Source organism: Streptomyces sp. Je 1-4 4N24, from assembly GCF_026239515.1.
GTDB classification, from domain to species: Bacteria; Actinomycetota; Actinomycetes; order Streptomycetales; family Streptomycetaceae; genus Streptomyces; species Streptomyces nigrescens.
The window spans coordinates 1,962,601-1,986,082 of record NZ_CP110836.1 but is presented as its reverse complement, the minus strand read 5'-3'; the positions used below and the strand labels follow the sequence as shown (position 1 = coordinate 1,986,082).

General features: G+C 68.8%; 21 protein-coding genes and 3 pseudogenes. 11 read left to right on the top strand and 13 right to left on the bottom strand.

Annotated features, from left to right (window positions below; translation table 11 throughout):
- Positions 1–109: 109 nt before the first annotated feature.
- The gene (locus SLV14N_RS08475; RefSeq protein WP_208680403.1) at positions 110–1,567 is read left to right on the top strand and encodes an NCS2 family permease; all 1,458 of its coding nucleotides are present in this window, start codon (positions 110–112) and stop codon (positions 1,565–1,567) included.
- A gap of 38 nt (positions 1,568–1,605) precedes the next feature.
- Positions 1,606–2,847 carry an XdhC family protein gene (locus tag SLV14N_RS08470; RefSeq protein ID WP_263268870.1) on the top strand — a complete coding sequence of 414 codons (1,242 nt, stop codon included), beginning with the start codon at positions 1,606–1,608 and terminating at the stop codon, positions 2,845–2,847.
- 91 nt (positions 2,848–2,938) lie between these two features.
- Here SLV14N_RS08470 and SLV14N_RS08465 read toward each other — a convergent pair whose 3' ends face one another.
- Positions 2,939–4,402 (bottom strand): MFS transporter, encoded by a 1,464-nt coding sequence (locus SLV14N_RS08465; protein WP_263268869.1) that lies wholly within the window; start codon positions 4,400–4,402, stop codon positions 2,939–2,941.
- Between the two features lie 94 nt (positions 4,403–4,496).
- Between SLV14N_RS08465 and SLV14N_RS08460 the strand changes: the two genes are divergently transcribed.
- Both SLV14N_RS08460 and SLV14N_RS08455 read left to right on the top strand, forming a co-directional pair.
- Positions 4,497–4,949 (top strand): helix-turn-helix domain-containing protein, encoded by a 453-nt coding sequence (locus SLV14N_RS08460; protein WP_263268867.1) that lies wholly within the window; start codon positions 4,497–4,499, stop codon positions 4,947–4,949.
- Positions 4,950–4,985: 36 nt separating this feature from the next.
- Positions 4,986–5,471: pseudogene (locus SLV14N_RS08455) on the top strand (sterol carrier protein domain-containing protein); the annotation flags it as partial.
- A 42-nt stretch (positions 5,472–5,513) separates the two neighbouring features.
- Here the strand turns inward: SLV14N_RS08455 and SLV14N_RS08450 are convergent.
- Positions 5,514–6,077, bottom strand: coding sequence for a GNAT family N-acetyltransferase (locus tag SLV14N_RS08450; protein WP_263268865.1), 564 nt, complete (start codon positions 6,075–6,077; stop codon positions 5,514–5,516).
- Positions 6,078–6,083: 6 nt separating this feature from the next.
- On the opposite strand from SLV14N_RS08450, the gene SLV14N_RS08445 reads away from it, so the two are divergent.
- The 5 genes and pseudogenes from SLV14N_RS08445 to SLV14N_RS08425 all read left to right on the top strand — a co-directional run bounded on the left by SLV14N_RS08445 (position 6,084) and on the right by SLV14N_RS08425 (position 12,410).
- Positions 6,084–6,257, top strand: coding sequence for a tautomerase family protein (locus tag SLV14N_RS08445; protein ID WP_263268863.1), 174 nt, complete (start codon positions 6,084–6,086; stop codon positions 6,255–6,257).
- Positions 6,258–6,414: 157 nt separating this feature from the next.
- A complete protein-coding gene (locus tag SLV14N_RS08440; protein WP_263268861.1) occupies positions 6,415–7,662 on the top strand; it encodes a transposase in 1,248 nt (415 codons plus the stop codon).
- Between the two features lie 63 nt (positions 7,663–7,725).
- A pseudogene (locus SLV14N_RS08435) lies at positions 7,726–9,123 on the top strand (AMP-binding protein); the annotation flags it as partial.
- A 112-nt stretch (positions 9,124–9,235) separates the two neighbouring features.
- Complete coding sequence (locus tag SLV14N_RS08430; RefSeq protein ID WP_263268860.1) at positions 9,236–10,777, top strand: AMP-binding protein; 1,542 nt, start codon at positions 9,236–9,238, stop codon at positions 10,775–10,777.
- Between the two features lie 709 nt (positions 10,778–11,486).
- On the top strand, positions 11,487–12,410 hold the full coding sequence (locus SLV14N_RS08425; protein WP_263273070.1) for a GNAT family N-acetyltransferase: 924 nt from the start codon (positions 11,487–11,489) through the stop codon (positions 12,408–12,410).
- 580 nt (positions 12,411–12,990) lie between these two features.
- Here the strand turns inward: SLV14N_RS08425 and SLV14N_RS08420 are convergent.
- The 7 genes from SLV14N_RS08420 to SLV14N_RS08390 form a co-directional block, all read right to left on the bottom strand.
- The gene (locus SLV14N_RS08420; protein ID WP_263268858.1) at positions 12,991–13,515 is read right to left on the bottom strand and encodes a hypothetical protein; all 525 of its coding nucleotides are present in this window, start codon (positions 13,513–13,515) and stop codon (positions 12,991–12,993) included.
- A complete protein-coding gene (locus tag SLV14N_RS08415; RefSeq protein ID WP_263268856.1) occupies positions 13,512–14,030 on the bottom strand; it encodes a hypothetical protein in 519 nt (172 codons plus the stop codon). The genes SLV14N_RS08420 and SLV14N_RS08415 overlap by 4 nt, the downstream gene beginning before the upstream one ends.
- Positions 14,031–14,142: 112 nt before the next feature.
- Positions 14,143–14,367, bottom strand: a complete 225-nt coding sequence (locus tag SLV14N_RS08410) for a helix-turn-helix transcriptional regulator (RefSeq protein ID WP_263268854.1) — start codon at positions 14,365–14,367, stop codon at positions 14,143–14,145.
- Entirely contained in the window at positions 14,367–14,975 is a 609-nt protein-coding gene (locus SLV14N_RS08405) for a DUF2975 domain-containing protein (protein WP_263268853.1), read from the bottom strand. The genes SLV14N_RS08410 and SLV14N_RS08405 overlap by 1 nt, the downstream gene beginning before the upstream one ends.
- Before the next feature lie 157 nt (positions 14,976–15,132).
- Entirely contained in the window at positions 15,133–17,565 is a 2,433-nt protein-coding gene (locus tag SLV14N_RS08400) for a site-specific integrase (RefSeq protein WP_263268852.1), read from the bottom strand.
- A complete protein-coding gene (locus SLV14N_RS08395) occupies positions 17,562–17,915 on the bottom strand; it encodes a helix-turn-helix transcriptional regulator (RefSeq protein WP_263268850.1) in 354 nt (117 codons plus the stop codon). Before SLV14N_RS08395 ends, SLV14N_RS08400 begins: the two co-directional genes overlap by 4 nt.
- 16 nt (positions 17,916–17,931) lie before the next feature.
- Positions 17,932–18,258 (bottom strand): tyrosine-type recombinase/integrase, encoded by a 327-nt coding sequence (locus SLV14N_RS08390; protein WP_263268848.1) that lies wholly within the window; start codon positions 18,256–18,258, stop codon positions 17,932–17,934.
- Between the two features lie 49 nt (positions 18,259–18,307).
- Between SLV14N_RS08390 and SLV14N_RS08385 the strand changes: the two genes are divergently transcribed.
- A protein-coding gene (locus SLV14N_RS08385; RefSeq protein ID WP_263273068.1) for an IS5 family transposase occupies positions 18,308–19,107 on the top strand; the annotation gives its coding sequence in 2 pieces (ribosomal slippage) (positions 18,308–18,647 and positions 18,647–19,107; 801 coding nt in all).
- Positions 19,108–19,157: 50 nt separating this feature from the next.
- Here SLV14N_RS08385 and SLV14N_RS08380 read toward each other — a convergent pair.
- From SLV14N_RS08380 to SLV14N_RS08365, 4 genes and pseudogenes are all read right to left on the bottom strand, one after another.
- On the bottom strand, positions 19,158–19,679 hold the full coding sequence (locus SLV14N_RS08380; protein ID WP_263268846.1) for a hypothetical protein: 522 nt from the start codon (positions 19,677–19,679) through the stop codon (positions 19,158–19,160).
- 1,136 nt (positions 19,680–20,815) lie between these two features.
- Positions 20,816–21,469 carry a hypothetical protein gene (locus SLV14N_RS08375; RefSeq protein ID WP_263268844.1) on the bottom strand — a complete coding sequence of 218 codons (654 nt, stop codon included), beginning with the start codon at positions 21,467–21,469 and terminating at the stop codon, positions 20,816–20,818.
- The gene (locus tag SLV14N_RS08370; protein ID WP_263268843.1) at positions 21,466–21,909 is read right to left on the bottom strand and encodes a hypothetical protein; all 444 of its coding nucleotides are present in this window, start codon (positions 21,907–21,909) and stop codon (positions 21,466–21,468) included. The genes SLV14N_RS08375 and SLV14N_RS08370 overlap by 4 nt, the downstream gene beginning before the upstream one ends.
- A 256-nt stretch (positions 21,910–22,165) precedes the next feature.
- Positions 22,166–22,383, bottom strand: a pseudogene (locus SLV14N_RS08365) (hypothetical protein); the annotation flags it as partial.
- Between the two features lie 215 nt (positions 22,384–22,598).
- Here SLV14N_RS08365 and SLV14N_RS08360 point away from each other — a divergent pair.
- The gene (locus tag SLV14N_RS08360; protein WP_263268841.1) at positions 22,599–23,369 is read left to right on the top strand and encodes a transposase; all 771 of its coding nucleotides are present in this window, start codon (positions 22,599–22,601) and stop codon (positions 23,367–23,369) included.
- Positions 23,370–23,482: the final 113 nt, after the last annotated feature.

Sequence of the window (23,482 nt, the reverse complement as noted above, 5' to 3'; positions counted from 1 at the left end):
AGTACCCCTACGTTCGTCTCGGGCCGTCCCCCGGGTCGTGCAGCCGAAGTTTCATCCCAAATCTCGCACCTGGTGCGAGTGCCCCTGTGAACCTTGGGAGTAAGGCACCATGACCCAGCAGTCCACCGAGCCGAGGACGACGGCGGAAGACGCGGGCGACGGCTCGCGCCAGCCCGCCGGCCGCTCCTGGCTCGACCGGTACTTCCACATATCCGACAGAGGATCGACGGTCGCGCAAGAGGTGCGCGGCGGCATCACCACCTTCATGGCGATGTGCTACATCCTCCTGCTCAACCCGCTGATCCTCTCGACACCGGATGTGGAGAAGCACACTCTCGCGCATGCGGGCGTGGTCACCGCGACGGCTCTCGCCGCGGCGGTCTCCACCCTGCTGATGGGCTTCATCGGCAAGGTGCCGCTGGCGCTGGCAGCCGGCCTGAACGTCTCCGCCGCGCTGACCGCCCAGGTCGTCCCGAACATGACCTGGCCGCAGGCCATGGGCATGTGTGTGGTGTACGGGGTGGTCATCTGTCTGCTGGTGGTCACCGGACTGCGCGAGATGATCATGAACGCCATCCCGCTCGCGCTCAAGCACGCGATCACCATGGGCATCGGGATGTTCGTCGCGCTGCTGGGGCTGGTGAAGGCCGGTTTCGTGGGCAAGGGTGAGGGCGGCCCGGTCACCCTCGGCCTTTCCGGGCAGCTGTCCGGCTGGCCGGTCCTGTTCTTCTGTGTCACGCTGCTCTTGATCTTCATGCTGCAGGCCCGCAAGGTGCCCGGCGCCATCCTCATCGGCATCGTCGTCGGCAGCGTCCTGTCCATCGCCGTGACCAGGATCGGCGGGCTGACGGCCAAGGACTGGGGCGGTACGCCCCCGGAGCTGAACGGCGGCGCGGTCGCGATGCCCGACTTCGGTCTCTTCGGACATGTGGAGTTCGGCGGCTGGGGCTCCATCGGTGCGCTGAGCGTCGGCATGATCGTCTTCACCCTGGTGCTGGCCGGCTTCTTCGACGCCATGGCCACCATCATCGGCGTCGGCACCGAGGCCAAGCTGGCCGACGACAAGGGCCGGATGCCGGGCCTGTCCAAGGCGCTGTTCGTGGACGGCGCGGGCGGTGCCATCGGCGGCGTCACCGGCTCGTCCGGTCAGACCGTGTTCATCGAGTCGGCGAGCGGTGTCGGCGAGGGTGCGCGTACCGGCCTGTCGTCCGTCATCACCGGCCTGTTCTTCGCGGCCTGCCTGTTCTTCACCCCGCTCACCCAGCTCGTCCCGGCCCAGGTGGCCTCGGCCGCTCTCGTCGTCATCGGCTCGATGATGATGAGCGCCGCCGGACATGTGGACTGGCGCGACCGCTCGGTGTCCATCCCGGTCTTCCTGACCGTGGCCCTGATGCCGTTCACCTACAGCATCACCGCGGGCGTCGGCGCCGGTGTCATCTCCTACGCCGCCATCAAGGCGGCGCAGGGCAAGTGGCGCGAGGTCAGCGGCTTCATGTGGGTGCTGACCGCCATCTTCGTCGTCTATTTCTCGCTCCATCCGATCGAGCAGTGGCTGGGCGTCAAGTAACCGCCCGTCTGCTTCCCCCCGTCCGTGAGGAGACCGACATGCTGGACATCGCCGAAGAGCTGCACCGGTGGGTCGAGCAGGGCCGTGAGTTCGCGGTGGCCACCGTGGTGGCCACCAACGGCAGCGCGCCCCGCCAGCCCGGGGCCGCGCTGGCCGTCGACAGTGACGGCACGGCGATCGGGTCGGTCTCCGGCGGATGTGTGGAGGGGGCGGTGTACGAACTGTGCCAACAGGCGCTGCAGACCGGTGAACCGGTCCTGGAGCGCTTCGGCTACAGCGACGAGGATGCCTTCGCCGTGGGCCTGACCTGCGGTGGCATCATCGACATCCTCGTCCAGCCGGTCCGGACGAGCGCCCCCGCGAGCGCTGACGACGGCGGCTTCGCGGGGGAGCGGGCGGACAGCACCGCCGCCACGCTCGCCGCCGGGCTGGCCGCCGCGGCCTCGGGAGAGGCGGCGGCGATTGCCCGGGTCATCCAGGGCCCCGCCGGACTCCTCGGCCGTGCCCTGCTGGTGCGCGCCGACGGCAGCCACACCGGCAGCCTCGGCGGCCACCCCGCCCTCGACCGCACCGCGGTCGAGGAGACCCGCGCCCTGCTGGACGCCGGGCGCACCACCAGCCTGGAGATCGGCACGGGCTTCGCGCCCGGGGAGGAAGCGGAGAGCGACGACGACACGCAGCGCAGCGGGTCGCGCTGCGGCCAGCCCGTCGTCCTCCTCGTCGAATCCTCCGTCCCCGCGCCCCGCATGATCGTCTTCGGCGCCATCGACTTCGCCGCCGCGCTGGTCAGGGTCGGCAAGTTCCTCAACTACCACGTCACGGTCTGCGACGCCCGCCCCGTCTTCGCCACCAGGACCCGCTTCCCCGACGCCGACGAGATCGTCGTCGACTGGCCGCACCGCTACCTGGACTCCCAGCAACTCGACTCCCGCACGGTGCTGTGCGTCCTGACCCACGACGCCAAGTTCGATGTACCCCTGCTGGAGCGCGCGCTCAAGCTCCCGATCGCCTACGTCGGCGCGATGGGCTCGCGCCGCACCCACCTGGACCGTCTGCAACGGCTACGCGACATCGGTCTGACCGAGCTCGAACTGAACCGGCTGCGCTCGCCCATCGGACTCGACCTCGGCGCCCGCACCCCGGAGGAGACCGCCCTGTCCATCGCCGCCGAAATCGTCGCCAACCGCCGCGGCGGCACCGGCATCCCGCTGACCGGCGCACACACCCCCATCCACCACGACACGGGGCGGCCGGTGGGGCGGATCGGGTCGGTGGCGTGAGGGCCTTGGCGGAGACCGCCGGGGCCGGTGGGGCAGCGGAGAGCATCTTCGCGGCCGTCCGGTTCGTGACCCGGCCGAGGCCATCGCCTTCTTACTCCTCCTTCGGCCGGCTGACCGAGCCGGTGCCCGCCGGCTCGGTGGAACCGCTGGGGCGTGTCCGCCGACCGCTCCGTACCGCACGTCCGGGCCGCCGTTCACGCATCCCCAGCACCCCGATGAGCAGGGCGATGACGACCGCTGCGGTGGGGACGACCAGGCCCGCACGGTAGCCCCCCAGCGGTGTGAAGGGCACGTTGCCGCCGCCCGCGGCGGTGGTCACGGCAGTGACCGCCGACAGCCCGAAGGCCGCGCCGAACTGGACCGAGGTGTACAACAGGCCACCTGCCAGGCCCTGTTCACAGGACGCGATGCGGTCCGTGGCGACGATCGCCAGCGGCCCGTGGACCAGCGCGAAGGCGATGCCGACCAGCAGCAGACTCGGGAACATCGCGGCATAGGTCCAGTCCGCGCCGACCGGCAGGAACAACGCATAGCCGAGCGCGGCGAGCAGCAGGCCGGCGACGATCACCCGGGCATGCCCGAAGCGCCGTACGAGGCGTGGGGTGAGCGTCGGCGCCAGTACCGCATCGGCGCCCATCGGCAGCAGCGCAAAGCTGGTCTCTGCGGCCGACCAGCCGCGGAACTCCTGGAGGTAGAGCACCGCGAGGAACTGGAAGCCGAAGAAGCCGGCGGTGAACAGCAGCCCCATGACGCCGGCGCGCACCAGCGGCCGGGAGCGGAGGATGCCCAGACGGAGCAGGGGTGTGGGAGTCCGCCGTTCGACCGCGACGAAGGCGGCGAGCAGGGCGAGGGCCGTGGCGAGGGTGCCCATGGTCCGTAACGCCGGCGCGTGAGCTGCCTGTTCCACAGCCATGACCAGAAGCAGCACCGCCGCGGTGACGGTGATCGCGCCGGCCACATCCACCCTCGGACGGGGCCGCCGCGGGACGGAGTCCTTCGGTACGAGCGGGAGCGCGGCGAGCAGCACCAGCAGGGCGGGCGCGATCGGGGCGAAGAACACCCAGCGCCAGTCGGCGGCGGTCAGCAGCCCGCCGGCCACCAGCCCGATCGAGAAGCCACCGCCCCCGGTGCCCGAGTAGATCAGCAGTGCACGATCGCGGCGCGGCCCGGCCGGGAAGCTCGTGGTGATGATCGACAGCCCGGCCGGCGCCATGAACGCGGCACACACGCCGGTCACGAAGCGGGCGGCGATCAGCATCCAGCCCTCGGTCGCCAGCCCGCCCAACCCGGAAAAGACCAGGAACACGGTCAGCGGCACCAGGAACATCCGACGCCGGCCGAACAGGTCGGCGGCCCTCCCACCCAGCAGCATGAACCCGCCGTAGCCCAGCACGTAGCCGCTCATCACCCACTGCAACGCGCCCGTGCTGAGACCGAGTTCGGCACGGATCGGCGGGAGGGCGACATTCAGCATGCCGATGTCGAGCCCCTCCAGGAAGATCGCCCCGCACAGGACGAGAAGCAACGCCCAGGACGGTGCCGCGGATCGGGACATCACAGTGCTCCTCGGTCAATGGGGGGGCTCGGTGCTGGACACGCACTCGGTTACCTCTTGTTACTGACCGCATCGTGCGGCACCGTAAAGAGCTATGGAAGAAGGCACTTCGAAGTCACTGACGCACCCCGGGGGAACCAAGGCGGCCGCCCCCGCCGACCACGACAACGATGCGCGCCAGTGGGACGTCCGCGAGGGCTGCGAGGTCCGCCAGATCCTCGACCGGGTCGCGGACAAGTGGTCGCTGCTCGCCATCGCCCTGCTCGACCGGCGGGTGCTGCGCTTCACCGAACTCCGTCGCGAGATCGACGGCATCAGCCAGCGCATGCTGACCGTCACCCTTCGCCAGCTGGAGCGTGACGGGCTCGTACGCCGCACCGTGCACCCCGTCGTGCCGCCGCGGGTGGATTACGAGTTGACGCCGTTGGGCGTCACCTTGCACGACACCATTCAGGCCCTGGTGACGTGGACCGAGGAACACCAGGCGGAAATCGCGGCAGCCCGTGCCGCCTACGACGAGCGCGACGCGGAGTCCGGCACGCCATGACGAACCGGCGGTTCCACGGGGGATTGCCGCGGGACCGCACCGGCCGCCGCCGCCCTGTGGTCCTACCTCGCCTCGATCGACCTCACCTCGACGGTACGGATCCAGGCCCGCCCCGCCGACGACCCGCTCCTGCACCTCGCCGCCGACCGCGACCAGGTACGCGTCACCGGCCAGGAACCCTCCCTGTGGATCCGGCTCGTGGACGTCCGGGCCGCGCTGACCGCCCGTTCCTGGGCGGCTCCCGTCGACCTCGTCCTCGAACTGCGCGACACCGCGCTACCGGTCAACGCGGGCCGCTTCCGGCTGACCGCCGGCGCCGACGGTGCCACCTGGCTGCCCACCGACGACGCACCTGATCTTTCCCTGGACGTACGGGAGTTGGCGTCCTGCTACCTCGGCGGTACGCCGCTGCGCCGCTTCGTTCACGCGGGGCTGGTCACCGAGCACACCCCGGGCGCGGTCCGCCGCCTGGACGCCGCGCTGGAGACCGAGTGGCTGCCCTTCACCGGGGGGAATGACTGAGCGGCGGGCGCGGGCCGGCCGGGGCGTCCGTCGTCCCGGTCCTCAGCCCGCGTCCCCGGCCCGCCCCGGCCGCAGCACCGCCATCACCAGCACGTCATGCCACGCGCCGTCCCAGAAGAGGGCCTCGCGCATCCGGCCCTCCACCGCGAAGCCGCACTTCTCGTACGCTCGCCGGGCGCGCGGGTTGTAGTCGTAGACCTCCAGCTGGACGCGGTGCAGGCCCACCCGGTCGAAGGCGTGGTCGAGCAGCAGCCGGGTCGCCTCGCTGCCGATACCGCGGCCGGTGGCGTCCGGGACGAGGGCGATCCGGAAGCTCCCGTGGGCGTTCGGCGGATCGATCTGGCTCAGCGCGAGTTCGCCCAGGAAGTCACCGCTTTCCCGGTCCTCGATGGCGAGGTCGAGACGGTCCGTACGGTCGGCGCTGCCGGCGCACCATGCCTGCAACTCCGCCAGTGTGAAGTCGTGGTGGGTACCGGTCAGCCGGCGCGTCTCCGGGTCCTGGCACGCGGCGTGAAACGCGGCCGCATGCCGTATCGACAGCGGTACGAGACGGATCCGGGCGCCGGTGAGCACCGGCTTCTCGGCGAGTGCGGTGGCATCGATCATGGGGGGATGATGTCCGGGCGGCGGCAGGGCGGCAAGGGAATTGACCTGGCGGGGAGCGCCGCCGGGCTCAGGGGGAGCGGGCCTGACCCCACCGATGCGTTCGTGGACGCGTACCGGATCCCCGCCGAGAGCGTGACGGTCTGGATCCAGGAAGTACCCACCCGACAGCTGGGCCTGTGAGTCAGCCGGGGCAGTGCCACCGCAGGTGATGAGCGGCTGGCGGGATTCACTGTTCCGCCGGCCACGCTCCTGTATGAAAGTGCTTCATAGCGACGCGTCTGCCTCGCCTGTAGTCGTTCTCCTTATCCATGAGACCAATCGCCGTAGGGTCTTGGTCATGCGGCTCCGCTACAACTACCGGGCCTACCCGGATGCCACCCAGCGCCGTGCGCTGGCCCAGGCGTTCGGGTGCGCCCGGGTGGTGTGGAACGACTGCCTGCGCGACCGCAAGAAAGCGCACGCGGCGGGGCTGCCGTATGTGACGTCGGCGGAGTTGTCCCGGCTTCGCATCACCCAGGCCAAGCGCACCGAGGAACGCGCCTGGCTCGCCGGTGTGTCAGCGGTCGTCCTGCAACAGTCCCTTAGGGACCTCGACACCGCCTACCAGAACTTCTTCGACAGCCTCAGGGGCAAGCGGCAGGGCCGGAAGATCGGGCCGCCTCGGTACAAGTCGAAGAACGACACCCGGCAGTCGATCCGCCTCAACACCAATGCCTTCTCCCTCCAGGAGAACGGCATGGTGTATGTGGCCAAGCTCGGCAATCTCAAGGTCAAGTGGTCCCGCCGGCTGCCGTCCGCGCCCACGTCCCTGACCGTCACCAAGGACAGCTGCGGCCGGTACTTCCTCAGCTTCGTCGTGGACACCGAGCCGGACATCCTCCCCGAGCTGGAGGCAGAGGCCGGTATCGACCTCGGCCTGTCAGCCTTCGCTGTCCTGTCCGACGGCCAGAAGATCGACAGCCCCCGCTTCCTGCGCCGGGCGGAGAAGAAACTGGGGCGCCTTCAGCGGGAGCTGTCCCGCAAGGCCAAGGGATCGAAGAACCGGGCCAAGGCCCGCATCAAGGTCGCACGCCAGCACGCCAAGGTGGCGGACCGGCGCCGAGACTGGCACCACAAGGCATCCACACAGATCATTCGCGACAACCAAGCGGTGTTCGTGGAAGACCTCGCGGTGTCCGGCCTCGGCCGCACCCGGCTCGCCAAGTCCGTGCACGACGCGGGATGGTCCGCGTTCGTCGGCATGCTGGAGTACAAGGCGGTCAAGCACGGCCGCACCTTCGCCAAGGTGGACCGCGCTTTCCCGTCCTCTCAGATCTGCTCCGCCTGCGGATTCCGGGACGGCCCCAAGCCCCTGCACGTCCGGGAATGGACGTGCAGCGGGTGCGGCACCGTGCATGACCGCGACCACAACGCAGCACGCAACGTCCTCTTCGAAGGACGCCGTATCGTCGCCGCCGGACGGGCGGAGACGCTAAACGCCTCGCAGAGCGCCGGTAGGACCAGGACGAAAGTCCCGGCACAGCGCGTTGAAGCAGGAAGCCCCCGGAAGGGTCAGACGACCCAGGCCGGAATCCCTGGACTTTAGAGCCGGGGAGCACGTCAAACGATGGCAGGTAGCGGTGCGGCGGTGCGGCAATGAGGAGGACATATGACGGAGACGGAAGCCGGGGCGACGGGGCGCGCACCGGACGCCACCGAGGAGTTCCGGGCGGCGCGGGACCTGCTGCTGCGGCACCGGGAGGACTATGACGCGGCTCGTACGGCCTTCCGCTGGCCCCGCCCGGAGCACTTCAACTGGGCTCTGGACTGGTTCGACACCCTCGCTCACGGCAACGACCGCACCGCGCTGCACCTCGTCGAGGAGGACGGCAGCGAGACGAAGCTGAGCTTCGAGGCGATGCGCCGCCGCTCCGACCAGGCCGCCAACTGGCTGTCCGCCAACGGGGTACGGGCCGGCGACCGCATCGTCATGATGCTCGGCAACCAGGCGGAGCTGTGGGAGACCGCACTGGCCGCGATGAAGTTGCGCGCCGTCGTCATCCCCGCGACCCCGCTGCTCGGCCCCGCCGATCTCGCCGACCGGATCGACCGTGGCCGGGCCCGGCATGTCATCGTGCGCGCCGCGGACACCGCCAAGTTCGACGGCGTGGTGGGCGACTACACCCGGATCGCGGTCGGTGGTGCGCCGGACGGCTGGCTGGCGTACGAGGACGCCTACGACAGTCCCGAGACCTTCGAGCCGAGCGGCCCGACCCGGGCGGACGACGCCCTGATGCTCTACTTCACCTCGGGCACCACCGCCCGCCCCAAGCTCGTCGAGCACACCCATGCCTCGTACCCCATCGGCCATCTCGCGACGATGTACTGGATCGGTCTGCGGCCCGGCGACGTGCATCTGAACATCTCCTCGCCCGGATGGGCCAAGCACGCCTGGTCCAATCTCTTCGCGCCCTGGAACGCCGAGGCCACCGTCTTCATCCACAACTACACCCGCTTCGACGCAGCCCGGCTGATGGCGGAGATGGACCGGGCCCACGTCACCAGCTTCTGCGCCCCGCCGACCGTCTGGCGGATGCTCATCCAGGCCGATCTGACCGCGCTCCGCCATCCGCCGCGGGAGATCGTCGCGGCCGGTGAACCGCTCAACCCGGAGATCATCGAGCAGGTGCGGCAGTCCTGGGGCGTCACCATCCGGGACGGCTTCGGACAGACCGAGACCGCCGTCCAGGTGGCCAACACCCCCGGCCAGACCGTCAAGCCGGGCTCCATGGGCCGCCCCACCCCCGGCTTCGACGTCGTCCTTCTCGACCCGGTCAGCGGCGCCCCGGCCGACGAGGGGGAGATCGCCCTCGACCTCTCCGCCCGGCCGGTCGGCCTGATGACCGGCTACCACGGGGACCCGGTACGCACCGCGGAGGCGATGGCCGACGGCTACTACCGCACCGGCGACATCGGCATCCGCGACCGCGACGGCTGGATCACCTATGTCGGGCGCGCCGACGATGTCTTCAAGGCGTCCGGATCAAGGGGCATTCCTTTCCAATTGCGGCTGGCTGCTTGACGGTTGCCGTCGCGGAGTCCGCCGCTCCGCCCCCGGCAGCCGCCACACTCCCACTTCAGACGCGTGAGTTCCTATAGATCCGAGCACAGGAGAGAGCATGCGGACACCGATGACGATCGCGGATTTCCTCGACCGGGCCGAACTCGGCTTCCGCGACAGCCCGGGGGTGGTCGACGAGCCGCATCAGCCCGCCCCGCCGGTGCCCGTGTCGACGTACGGGCGGTTCGGCGAGCGAGTCCGTGCGTGGCAGGCGGGGCTGGATGCGCTCGGGGTCGGCGCGGGGGAGCGGGTGGCGGTGGCCAGCCATAACTCCGCGCGGATGCTGGAGCTGCTGTTCGCGGTGCCGATGAGCGGCCGGATCTGCGTGCCGGTGAACTTCCGCCTCAAGCCGGAAGAGGCCGCATACGTGGTACAGCAGAGCGGGGCCTCGGTCCTGGTCGTCGACCCGGAGCTGGATACCGCACTGTCCGGAGTCAAGGTGCGTCACCGGTTCGTTCTCGGCGAGCAGACCGAGACCGAGCTGATGCGGTTCGGTGTCGAGCCGAGTCCGTGGTCGAACCCGGACGAGGACGCCACTGCGACGATCAACTACACCTCGGGTACGACCGCCCGTCCCAAGGGTGTGCAGCTGACCCACCGCAATATCTGGGTCAACGGTCTGACCCTCGGCCTGCACACCCGGGTGTGGGAGCGCGATGTGTATATGCACACGCTGCCGATGTTCCACTGCAACGGCTGGGGCATGCCGTATGTGATGGCCGGACTGGGCGTCAAGCAGGTGGTGCTGCGCAAAGTCGACGGCGCTGAGGTCCTGCGGCGGGTCGACGAGCACGGCGTCACGCTCATGTGCGGTGCGCCGATTGTGTGGAACATGGTGCTGGATGCAGCGGCGACGTGGGAAGGCGAGATCCCGGGCCGCGACCGGGTACGCGTCATCTGCGCCGGTGCCCCGCCCCCAAGCAAGGTGATCCAGCGGATAGGGGAGGAGCTGGGCTGGGAGTTCATGCAGATCTACGGCCTTACCGAGACCTCGCCACTCCTGACCTTCAACCGGACTGGGCCCGCCGACGCAGAGCTTTCCGCGGAGGAGCGGGCGCGCAAGCTGTCCCGGGCGGGGCTGCCCGCGCTCGGCGTCAAGATGAAGATCTCGGACTCCGGCGAGGTCCTGGCCCGCTCGAATACGGTGCTCGACGGGTACTGGAACAAGCCGGAGGAGACGTCGGCAGCTCTTGAGGACGGCTGGTTCCACACAGGCGATGGCGGAACCATCGACGACGCCGACGGATATCTGACGATCTCGGACCGGAAGAAGGACGTGATCATCACCGGCGGTGAGAATGTGTCGTCGATCGAGGTGGAGGACACGATCTTCAGTCACCCGGCGGTCGCCGAGGTCGCCGTGATCGGCGTGCCGCACGAGAAGTGGGGCGAGACGATCAAAGCCCTGGTCGTTCTCGCCGAGGGCGCGTCAGTGCCGGAGTCCGACATCATTGCCCACTGCAAGCAGCACATGGCCGGCTACAAGGCCCCGACTTCCGTGGAGTTCCGTGACAGCATTCCGCGGACGGCCACGGGAAAGATTCAGAAGTTCAAGCTCCGGCAGCCGTACTGGTCCGGGGGTGAGCGAGGAGTCAACTGACTGGCTCGCCGCAAGGCAGCGGGCGCTGAGGCCAAAGCCCACGGTTCAGGAGGCGCCCGGCGGCCTCTGGTTCTGACGAACGTAGGAAAGGCACGCAGCGCACAGCGGATTCTCTGGGGCGGCGAGTGTGGCGCGAGGCAGGTTGCGCAGCTCAGCGCCGGTTCCGCAGAGCATATCGAGTGCAACAGGTGTCGCACCGTCGCCGCGGTGCCCGACGAGGGGTGAACCTGCGTAGCCCCGGATGACGCCCGGGGCACGAACATCGTCAGCGCGCCTCCCACGAGCTACCTAATCGAGCACCATCGCCCTCGACTGCCGACCCAGGCCCTGGCCCGGCTCGCCGCCTTGCATGAAGAGATCACCCGGCTCGGTGAAACCGCCACCGGGACCAGCCCCGTGAGCCGCCTTCCCAGATCACGAACCGCAGTGATCGGAACCTGCAGCTGTCAGCCCGGGACCCGCTGTTCGGCACTGTCGGAAGCAGGTTGATCGAAAAGGGTTTGCGGACGAGGGCTGCGGTTGGATAGACGTTGCTGCTGGACCCCCACCACGAGGGATGAGGGGCCACGACAGCGAGAGGAGGGATAAGCCCATGATCCCCATGATCACCGCGCTTGTGTCCTCCCGGGGTGCGGACCGCGTCTGACCCCGGAGCGAGCGGGCGCCTTCACCGGAGCGTGCCTTGACCGTGAAAACGAACGACCTGACCATGCGTCCGATCACCGGATGCGAAGAACTCGACCTCTTCTCCCAACTGCCTTACGTCCTCAATGACGAATTGGCGGACGACCTTGCCGCCGGCCGCCGACGTCCGGAGTGGATGTGGGCCGCCCTGCGCGGTGACCGACTACTGGCCAGGGCAGCTTGGTGGAGCCGATCAGCCGGTGACAAACCACTCACCCTGGACGTCGTCGACATCGAAGACAGCGCCTCGGGCTCCGATCACGTGGACATCGGGGTGCAACTTCTGCACACCGCGATGGCCGATACTCTCCCGAACGGGTCGCGTCACCCTGAGTACAGCCGTTTCGTCCCGCCGGACTGGCGTGAGAACGCGGTAACGAGGCAAACCGTCGAAGACCGCATGACGGTACTCGAACGGACCGGTGCCCGGTTCTTCGTCGAACGACTACGTCTGGAATGGCGTCCGGAACCGCCGGTCCCCGAGCCCAGCAGGCGCCTCGTCTTCCGGCCGGTCCACGATGGCGACGAACTCGTGGCTTTGATGGCCTCGGTTCTGGACGGGACGTTGGACGCACATGGTCGTGACGACCTGACCCGGATGTCAGTGCACGAAGCGGCCGTCCGGCACTACGAGGACGAGCTGGCGCGTTACACGAGTCCACGGGACTGGTGGCGCATCGCAACACTGCCCCACGGAGAACCAGTGGGGTTCGTCATCCCGGCCCGCAACGACTACAACCCGATCATCGCCTACATCGCGGTCCTGCCTTCACACCGCGGCAACAGCTACATCGACGACATCCTCGCCGAGGGCGCCCGAATACTCGCCGAGCAGCACGTCCCCCGCATCCGCGCGTCCACAGATCTCGGCAACACCCCAATGGCGAACGCCTTCCAGCGCGCTGGATACATCAATTTCGAGCGTCAGATCAACATGACCTGGAGCTGATCGAGTATTGGGTGGGGGCCCGGCCTCTGCGGACACAAGTCCCCCTAAGGCGAGCAACGTCGCGGACGCCGGCGGCACCCTGGACGAGGTGGCGGCCCTGCTCGATCGCGGCTGTCCAGCGCCGAGCCGTATCTGCACCCAGACCAGGATCGGCTGCGGGATGCGGTGGATCGGGTGCCCTCGCCCCGCGAGCTGGCGGGAGGGCACCCGATGACCGCGGCGATGCCGCTGCCAGCGGCGCCGCGGCCCCGGGCGCCTCCATGGAGGAGAAGACCGCTTTCCTGTGGTGGCTGATCGAGCCGGAGTTCTTCAAAGAGGTCGGCTGGGACGGCGATCGACGCGTCCTGACCGTTCCGGTCGACCACCCCACGCTGGGCATGCGGGCCTGCCCTGTGCCGGGATGCGCCCTGCCGTCGAAAGCCCGCGGTCTGTGCCGGACCTGCCAGGACCAGCACCGCGAGTCGGGACTGCCGCTCCAGGAGTTCATCAAGCTCCCGCGCACCGCCTCGCGCGTCGTCCCCGGCCAGTGCCGGGTCGACGGATGTGAGCGGACCTGGATCGCAGGTTCACTGCCTCAGCGTCATCCGCGTTGGTTCAGTGCCCGGGGCAGCTCGCGGTTGGCGGCGCGCGCGGCCTCCAGTTCGGCCTCCCGTTCTTCCAGGCGTGATGCCAGCTCGACGTTTTGCTGTTCCAACTGGGTGATCGTCCGGCGGTGTTCGTCGATGTCCGCCGGGGCGCCGAGCCCCGACTCGCGCCAAGCCTGCTCTCCGAGGGAGTGTGAGAGGCGTTTCTCCAGCTGCTGGACGCGGGCGGCAAGGCATGCTGCGCGGGCGCCCGCATTGGCCAGGTCGGCTTGGAGGGACGCCTGGGTGATGGTCGGCCCGTGCGCTGGGGTGGGGCCGGTTGGTTCGCGGGCGGCGGTGTGGAGTTCCTCCAGGAGGTCGCGGTGGCGGTAGAGGAAGGTGCGGCCAACGCGCGCGGTGCGGGTGATGGCGGAGGCGGTCAGGGCGGTGCCGTCGCGGGCGGCGCTGGTGAGGGCGGCGCGGACGCGTTGGCGGCGCCGTTCGGTCTCCTGGTAGCGGCCGTTGTTCATGGGCGTGGTCACAGCGGGTTCCTCGTCGGTCGGACGTCGGGCAGGGGCTGTCCGACGCGGGGCATGCCAAGCAAGACGGTGCGGCTGCGGCGTACGACGCCGACCGCCTGCTCGGTCTGGGCGCGGTCTTCGGGGGTGAGGTCGTCGAGATCGGTCTTGACCCGTTCGATGAGGCGGCGGACACGCTGGATCTCCTCTTCGGCCGGCATGGCCTGGGCTCTCGCCCAGTCGTCGGCCTCGAACGCGGACATCAGGCGTTCGCGGCTGCGGAGCAGATCGGCGAGGTGGGCCTGGAGGTCGGGCAGGTAGGAGACGTCGGTGGAGAAGTGCTCGCAGCCCAGGCAGCGGAACCGCAGGGGGCAGGCGTGGCCGCCGGCGGCGACGTTGGAGGGTTCGCGGCAGACGCCGTAGGGGGTGGCGACCTCGCCGATCGAGCGACGGACGTGCTCGGAGTCGAGCAGGCTCTTCGCGGCGCGCCACACGCGGTTGCCATGGCGGTCGAACTGCCAGGCGGTGACACGGTCCACGGCTTCGCGGCGCCGTTCTGTGCTGACGGTTAATGGTGGAGTCGGGTATTGGAACCGTCCGAATGCCTCAGCCGCTGCGGACCCAATCGCCCGGGCCGGCTGTCGAATCGCCTCACTTGGTGCCGAATGTGAGGACGTCTCCGGGTTGGCAGTGGAGTTCGCGGCAGATCGCGCTGAGGGTGCTGAAGCGGATCGCCTTGGCGCGGTCGTTCTTGAGAATGGACAGGTTCGCAACCGTCACTCCGACGCGTCCCGCGAGTTCGGCGAGGGTCATGCCGTGGTCGGCCAGCAGTCGGTCCAGGTGGCAGTGGATTTCGTGCGGGTCCTCCGGAGGCATCAGACCAGTCCCTCCGTGTCTTCGCGCAGTCGCGCCCCCCGGCGGAAAGCCGCAGCCGCGGCTGCGGTCAGCAGGGCCCCGAACACTGCTGCGGTGCTCATGGCATAGGGAGTGAGGACAGCCTGTTCCACCGGCGAGCCCTCGACCAGGAGTTTCGTCGTCAGGACATCCAGGGCCGGGGGGAGCGTACCGACCAGGAGAAGGACCCCGGCGATGACGAGTAGGCGGCGCGTGTTCTGCGGGACGAAGAAGTCCCCCGCGTGGAAGGTGCGGGCTATGAGGAGGAGGACGTAGAAGATCACGACCAGCAGGACCGCGTCGGTCAGGCCGGGCAGGATCAGTAGCAGCCGATCGCCAAGGCCCGGGTCATGGAAGACGAGGTTGGCCTGGCCGGTCCCATGCAGTGTCACCGGCCCCGAGGCCGTCGCGTCGGACGCGGATGCGGCGACGCTGACCGCGCGGGTGTCGATGACGGGTGGGAGCGGGCCGACGACCCCGAGGATCGGGAACACGACCTTGAACAGGCCCACCAGTAGCAACCCCAACCCCAGGGCCATCTCCAACACATGGTTGTTGGCCCGCACCCACCAGGGCGATGTTTCGGACATGAGGATCCCCCTTGCTCGGTCAGTTACATATCGCTATTCGATGCTATCGATAAACGATATGGGACTGTCAAGGTAGGCCGTGCCTCGCTCGGGTCAGGCCAGGGCGCCCGGGGGCGGCGTCTCGCCGGACCGCCTTGGCAAGTGCCTGCGCGGAAAGTCATGATCGGACGGGAGCCCCGCGTGGGCGTTGGCTGACGTCGGCGGCATAGGCGGCCCAGTCTCCGGCGGCGGCTCGCTGCCATTTGACGGCGACGGTGATGTCGATGCCGAGAGTGCGGGCGAGGACCGCGGCGGGCAGTTCGGTGGCGAGTTGGAACAGCGCGGTCGAGCGGGCCTCCGCGAGCCGGATGCCGAGTTTGCGGAGCCGTTCGCCCATGGCCCAGGCACTGATCGGGCGGCCGGGCTGGCCTCCGGGGAAGAGCCAGGGCGAGTCTGTGCGGTCGAGGACGGCATGGCTGCGGCGAGCCTCGACCTGCTGGAGGGCCAGTTCAGCGACGGGTGCGGGCAGGTCCACTGGGACGGCGCCGAGGCGGATGCGGACCGCTCCGTCCGTCTCCTCGATGTGGTCGACGGTGAGTCGGGAGATCGCTGCGGGCCACTGGGCATAGAGAAGCAACAGCAGGCCGGCGAGGCGGTCTTCGGACTTGAGGGTGTCGTCGTGCAACAGGCGGCGGGCGGTGGCCCAGCGGGCTTCCTCGTCCATCGGCTGGGAGGGGCCGTTCCATCGCTCGGCCGGGAAGGTGAGATCGCGGGCGATCTTCTGGGCCAGGGCCCATCGCACGAAGTGGCCTGCCTCCTGGCGAAGACGGGCGTCGTCGCTGGTCATCCAGCGTTCGATGTCGGTCTGCCGGCAGGTTGCGAGGGTCAGGTTCTGGTCCTCCAGCCAGTTCAGGAGATAGACGGCCGCCCGCAGATGTTGCCGGGCGACCGTGAGCTGGCTGTGCGTGATGTCCTTGCCGCGGCTGCGTCGGCGAAGCCGTCGCAGGAGGTGCCAAGTCGCGTATCGGTGCAGGATTTTCCGTCCCTCAGCCGTCGCATGGGAGGTGACGAGGTCCTTCACGTGTCGTTCGAGGCGGACCATCTGCTCGTCCCGTTTCGGCAGGGCACCGGTGGCCACCAGGACGCTGCGGATGTGTTCGACGACCTTGCCTTCCGGGAGCTCGTCCAGGGCCTCGTGGGTGAGGGGTCGGCGGCCGGAGCCGAGATCGGACAGGACGGTGGAGACGATGCCCTTGGAGAGCCAGCGCATCGCGGTGCCGGCCCGTTCGGTGCTGGCCAGGGCGTCGTGGAGGGGCTGCAGCTTCGGGGGTATGGCGCCGGTGCCATCGGCGAGGAGGTCGTGGAGCCGCTGCTTGAGGGTGCAGCGCGGGCACGGACCGGAGGCTCGCAGCCGTTCAGCTTGTCCGCAGGTGGGACAGGGGCGCCAGAGCTCGGCGTCCGGTGCGGTGCAGGGGCCGCAGACGGGGGCGTCGGCAGTGCCGGAGTGGATGCCGCGGAGTCGCCCGCAGACGGTGCAGTGAGCCGGGCGTCTGTCGCAGCCGCCGCAGCGGGGCAGGCCGGTCAGACGGGAGTGGGTGCAAGGTGCGGTGCGTCCGCAGATTGAGCAGACCAGGACCGGCAGGGGGCAACAGGTGGGGCAGAGGGGGCCTTCGGCGGTGCGGTTCTGTACTCGTCGACGTCTGCCGCAGCCGATGCAGACCTCGACGTTCGCGGGGTCGGTGACCAGGCAGTTCGGACACAGCGGCCGTCCCTGCGCGTCGCGGATGGCCGGTTCGCGCCGGGCACCACAGCGTACGCATTCCTCGATGCGGGACTTGGCGATGCAGTTGCGGCAGACCCGCTGCCCATCCAGCGGCTTGTCGATGCGGACCACCCGGTGGCAGCGAGGGCAGGCCGGCCGGACGATCCCGGCGACACCGGCCTCGTGCAGCAAGTCGATGAACCGCAGGATGGCGCGATGCGGCGCCAGATAGCCCTCCCCGGTCAGCAGACGAGGGTTCTCCTCCAGAGCCCAGACCAGTCTCTGTCGATAGGTGGGACGCTGGGGTGCCGTGCGGCGGAGGGCTTCGGCGATCACGTCGCGGTCAGCGTCCGGGGCGATCGCGTTGATCATCTCGTGGACGACCGTGACTGGATCGCGGCCGTCGTTGTCCGGACACATCTTGCAGCGCGGCAGGCCCTTGCGGTCCCGGAAGCCGACGCGTCGGACGTTGCCGCAGACGGTGCACTCGGTGGTCTCCTGTCCGCAGACCGAGCAGTACCAGTCCAGGCCCTGCCGCTGGAGGGTTCGTAGCGTCTTGCCGCACTCGGCGCAGACCGGTGGTGCGATCGCCGAGGCGCCGGCCTTGCGGAGCTCGATGAGCAGATCGCCGACGGCCCGGGGTGCCGGGGACCGGCCGTCGGTCAGGACGGCGGGCCGCATCGCCAGGGCTTCCGCCAAGCGCCGTGACTTCGCGCGGCCGCCCGCGACCGCGGCGACCACGGCCCGGATGGTCTCAGAGCCGAGTCCCGTCTCGACGTCGGCGACCAGGTCTGTGATCAGGCCGATCGGGTCCGAAACGGCGCGGCTGAGATGGTCAGCAGTGCTCACGACCGGTCAACACCCCTGATCCGGGCCCGCTTTGGCCGCAGTCCGCCAAGTCCCTCCGAACCGGATGCCGTGCCGCCGCCGACGGCCGCCTTCTTCGGCTTCTTCACGGCCCCGGCCGCCGCGATGGGCTCGATGAGGTCGTCCATGGCGCAGTCGAGGATGTCGAGCAGGGCCATGAGGATCTTCAGGCTCAGTCGCTCGGGTCGCTCGACGACGAGCCGGTAGACCTGGCTCGACGACAGGCTGATGCCGCGCTCGGCGAGCGGAGGGATGAGGTCGGTGGTGGAGAACATCCCGCGGTCCGCCATGACTTTGCGCAGGTGCCAGTGGTAATCGAGCTTGGCGGCCATCGCCGGATCCCTCCTGTCAGGCCCCGGCGAACGCCGGAGCCAGTGCCTTGTGCAGGGAAGTGTTCATGAAGTCGTCGCTGACGTGCGTGTAGATGGCCAGAGAGCTGTCGCACTCATGGCCGACCTGCTGCTGGATGAACCGGCGGTCGACCCCGTCCTCGGTCAGATGTGTGACGTAAGAATGTCGGATTGAGTGGGGAGTTACGTCTTTTGAGAGCTTCAGGGCGTCGCGGTATGCCTCGAACCGGTCGTTGATGGAGCCGGGCTGAAGACGGCCCCCGCGCTCGGTGATCCAAAGCCGGGTGATCGGGGAATCCGAAGCGCGGCCGGACGTTCTCGACATAGACGCCATCTCATTTGGGTGGCTCACTAGACTGTCGGTCGTGGTGGGGATCGTTGAGCGGCTGGTGCCGGAAGAGTTGTGGGAGTTGTTCCAGCGCGTGGTGCCGGAGGCGCCGTCACGGCCGCAGGATGGTGGGCGACGCCGGCACGGCGACCGGGAAGTGCTGGCGGCAATCGTGTTCGTGGCCACGTCGGGATGTACGTGGCAGCAGTTGCCCGCTGCGTCGTTCGGGCCATCCGGAGCCACGGCCCATCGGCGCTTTTCCGAGTGGACCAAGGCGAGGGTGTGGGCCAAGCTCCATCGCCTGGTCCTCGACGAGCTCGGCTCCCGTGGCGAGTTGGACTGGTCCCGCTGTGCGATCGACTCGGTGAACATGCGGGCCCTGAAAAGGGGGACCTGACGGGTCCGAATCCTGTGGACCGGGGCAAGTACGGTTCGAAGATCCACTTGATCACCGAGCGGACCGGTCTGCCCCTGTCCGTCGGAATCTCGGGGGCGAACCTGCACGACAGCCAGGCCCTGATCCCTCTGGTCAAAGGCATACCGCCGATCCGGTCCCGCCGAGGACCCCGACGACGCAGGCCAGGCAAGCTGCACGGCGACAAGGGCTACGACTACTCCCACCTGCGGCGATGGTTACGCAAGCGCGGCATCACCCACCGCATCGCCCGCAAGGGCATCGAGACCTCCCAGCGACTGGGTCGGCACCGCTGGACCATCGAACGCACCATGTCCTGGCTCGCCGGCTGCCGCCGCCTTCACCGACGCTACGAACGCAAAGCCGAGCACTTCCTCGCCTTCACCAGCATCGCCTGCACCCTCATCTGTTACCGCAGACTCGCCAAATGAGATGACGTCTAAGGGGGCTCGATAGCCGTTGCTTCCTGACCGTCTCAGGTTCAGGGCAGGTACTGGCGAACGGACGCCCACCTTGCGAGTTGATCCTTGATCGGTCCGGGCGGAAGACGGGGCATCAGCCGGTTGATGTGAGCGGTGAGGTTCTTATGACGACGCAGGTCGCCGATCTTCTCCTTTGGAAGATCTCGCCACCCTGCCGTGACCGACTCCGCCTGACACGGCTCAAGACTGAGCGCGGCGAGGGTGTCGGTGGCTAGAGCTTCAGGATTCCAGTCCGGGTCAGCATCGGCGCCGAGGCGTTCGATGACCCAGGTCCGAAGTTCGAATTCTTGGCTGCGCATACGGGCCTGTTCCCACGGACCGTCACCGTGAAACCGCCTGTTCGCCGCCAGGGACAGCTTGGCCCAGCGGAGGCGGTCAACACGCGGGAGTACAGAACGATAGACGCGAGACTGCGCCTCTACGCGGATCCGCTCCAGCTCCTGCCCACGCTGAAGCCCAGCCATGTGAGTCTCAAGCCTCTCGATGCTCCACGAACTGAAGTCGAGATTCGGCTGGTCCATATGATGCCTCCGTTCAACATCCGCGCCTGCGGGGAGCGGCCTGCTCGGCAGCATCCGCCGGGGCCGTGGGGACTATCCCCGCGCGTGCGGGAAGCAGCCCAGGGTGTGCCGGGCGTAGCCGAGGTAGACAGGGGCCATCCCCGCACCCGCGGGGATGGCCCTTGTATGTGGACCTGTCCGCGGCGTACGAAGCAGGCAAGTGGATGACGGTGCTTTTCCTCCTCACTCGGGCGCCATGGGAGGAACCAGCCTCGGGGCGCCTTCCCAGCGCTGACTGCGACAGGTTGCAAGCGATCCGGAAGGCGTACCAGGATCGGAAGGACGCCACGGCGCGAGAGCTCGTGCGCCTAGTCGAGATGCACCAGAAGCCGGCTACCCGCGCATAGTCAGCGTCCGCCCCTGGCCAGCCAGGCTTGCGCGCGACTCAGGAACGATGGACGGGGCGCGTTCCTCCCTTCACTGTCGCCCGTGCCCGGCTCCAAGCCGTCCGCGACAACGATGGACCTGCCCGGTCCGCCACGACGTGGCGCCAGCGCTGGCTGAGGATCTTGACGGGCAAGCCCGTCCCAGGCAGGTTCGAGCTCGGCCTGAACAACCAGGGCCACCACACCCCGCTGCAGGGAAACCGGTTGCCTGGCGGGGGATGCCCGCCAGGCAACCGGTGGGTGTCAGAGCCCAGCCGGCAGACGGTTGTCGGTCAGGGACTTCTGCGGCCTTCTGTCCAGGGAGCGGGCGAAGCCCTGGGCGAGGTCGGATGAAATGCGTACTGGCACCGGTAGGTGCACCTCGAGACGAAGCCCACCAGGCGCGCCATCGCACGCCACGCTCGGGCTTCGTGCCAGGGGCCGACTGCCGCGTGATGGACCGTCAGCAGATGGGCAGCCAGTTCGTCGCCCCCTGCGGCAGTTGCGGAGCGGACGGCGCACGCCCTGGCCGCTGCCGCCACCGGTGCGGCGCTGCCGGGGCTTGCTTCGGCTACGCGGACGCCGACGGGACGCCGCGGTTGCCCGAGGTCGGGCGGCATCCATCGCCGCCCGACTGCTGATGGATCACCCGCCCATCCGACTTCGCGGACTCGATCGCTCCAGCGTGCGGCCTGACCGGAAGACGGGTGCAGGGCACTTCGTGCCTGGTGGTCACCAGTCGGTGAGGTCGACCACGCGTGAACAGTGCGGGTCGTCGGTGTCGGTCGTTGTGAGCCGCTGTTCGTCGAGCAGGGATGTCAGGGCCGCCAGCAGCGCTGTGAGGGCGCCACCCGGGCGTACGTCGGCGGCTGTGATCCCGGGAAGAGCCTCCTCCTCGGTGTCGACGTAGAGGCGGAGCCGGTCTGGGGCCAGGAACAGAAAGCCGCACAGGCGTGCCTGTGGGCGTTCTTCGGTGGAGGGGGAGGCCAGGCAGCGCAGGAGCGTGAGGGTCCAGTCGTCGTTGGTGAAGGGGGCTGGAGTCACGGTCGTGGGGTCCACGGTGAACAGGGTCATTCCCATGACGGTGCTGACCTTGTCGCGGGGGTAGATGTGGGTGCCCGTGTGGACAGTGCGCAGGAGGGCGGCGACGTCGTGCGGTGTGCGCAGTTCGTCGCCCGTGCGTAGGGGGATCTCGTAGGCGGTGAGCTGGTTGGGGGCGTACTCGTCCTTGTCGCCCAGGACCACGCGCACGGCGTCCGTCGCGGGGGGTGCGGGGAGGACGCCCCGTACGTGTTGGTCCTCGATGAGAGGTGCGTAAACGTGGTGGAGCAGCAGGCCTGTGATGTCGGCCTGCTGTTCCACAATCTCGTCGTTCTCGTTGGTCACTGGTTTACCCAATTCGGGCACTTCTGCATGCCCTTGCAGTATGCGGTGATCACGCCGATCGTATTGCCCTTGCCGGCGTCGTAACGCCCGTCGTCCGTCTTCCGTGCGTACCGGGCCTTGACGACGATCTTCACGGATCCGTACTGGCGGTTCGTGGCGACGCCCCAGTACTCCAGGTTGGCCCCGCTCTTCTTGTCGACCGGGCCTCCCATGGGGATGTTCAGGATGTTGCAATTGCGGATATTGTGCCGGCCGGTGAAGTGGTTCCAGCCCAGTTCAGCGTTGCCGATGCGCGTCGGTATCTCCCGACCGTCGGGGTCGACCGCGCTGCACCTTTCCTTCTTGTTCCACCACGGTGCCGCGCTCGCGGGCGCCGCGGCTCCAGCGACGAGGATCGTTGCTGCTGCGAGGGGCGACATGACCGCCATGATCTTTTTCATGACCCGACCATGACATACATACCTGCTGATGGTCCGTTTGATTCCGCCCGAGGCTACGTTCGGGTGGCGAGGCCGCCTGGAGGCGGACGTGGACGTTGGCTGCGCTGGCCGAATGGCTGCACACCCGCGTCGCCCACCGCCGCGCCCGCTGGACTCTGCGACGACTTCACCGCCTTGCACGACGCCCTCGGACCGCGTCCTCGGCCCGGCGCCCCGTATGCGCCGGCGGGGCCGGACATGTGACCGGTCGCGGCCAGAAGAGGCGGGCGCGCATGTGCTGCGTGAGGTTCCAAGGATCTCGCGCAGCCCCGGGCTGCGGACGGCCGGCAGCCGGACCAGGGTGTCCTGGAACGCTCCCTGGTCGGCTCGGAACAGGTGATGGGGGCGCGGCGCGGGCGGATCGTCGCGGAGGACGCCGTCAGGCATGCCGCCCGACGCGGGAACGGGCAGGTACGGCTCGGGGAAGGCCAGCCACCGACAGCATCGCCGCCGGCCGCACGGCAGCACCGCCCCTTGAGCCGCAGCCGCCGGTGGACCTGATGGCCGCATCCGTACGCGACGCCCAGCGCGCTCGTAACGGGGGGGCATATCTAACAGAGTTGCCCGCGAGGCGCTTGTTCGTCTCCCGCTCCCTGGTGGAGGCTAAGGGGTGTCCCGTAACTGCTGGTCATAGGTGAGATGATCTTGCTGTGGCTGGTGTGATCACGGCGTCGGAGTCGTCCTGGATAGCTCCGTTCACCGGGTTGAGCCCGCGTGCCTTCGGGAAGCTGGTGACTGTTCTGCGGCGCGAGGGTGCGGACGCGGTCCGTAAGGGCCGGCCGTGGAGCCTTCCGCTGGAGGACCGGGCACTGCTGGTCGCGGCGTACTGGCGCACGAACCTGACGATGCGGCAGCTCGCCCCGCTGTTCGGGGTGTCCAAGTCGGCGGCGGACCGCATCATCAACTACCTCGGGCCGATGCTCGCGCTCCAGCCCCGCAAACGGTTCGCCAAGGACACCGTGCTCATCGTGGACGGCACCCTGGTCCCCACCCGCGACCACACCATCGCCGCACAGTCGAAGAACTACCGGTACTCCACCAACCACCAGGTCGTCATCGACGCCGACACCCGACTGGTCGTCGTGGTCGGCCGGCCGCTCGCCGGAAACCGCAACGACTGCAAGGCATGGGAGGAGTCCGGCGCCAAGTCCGCCGTCGGCAAGACGCTCACGATCGCCGACGGCGGTTACCCGGGCACCGGACTCGTCATCCCACACCGCCGTGAGCGCGGCCAGACCGAACTCCCGGCCTGGAAAGAGGAACACAACAAGTCCCACAAGCAGGTCCGCGCCCGCGTCGAGCACGCCTTCGCCCGAATGAAGACCTGGAAGATCCTCTGCGACTGCCGCCTCAAAGGCGACGGCGTCCACCACGCCATGCTCGGCATCGCCCGGATGCACAACCTCGCCCTCGCCGGATAGTTCGGCGGCCCGTACTGCGGCCACCCACGCCCGAGGTGACTCGAAGATCATTTACGGGACAACCCTTAGCCTCTGTTATCTCGGGTCTGGCGGTCCAGGAACTCGACCAGCAG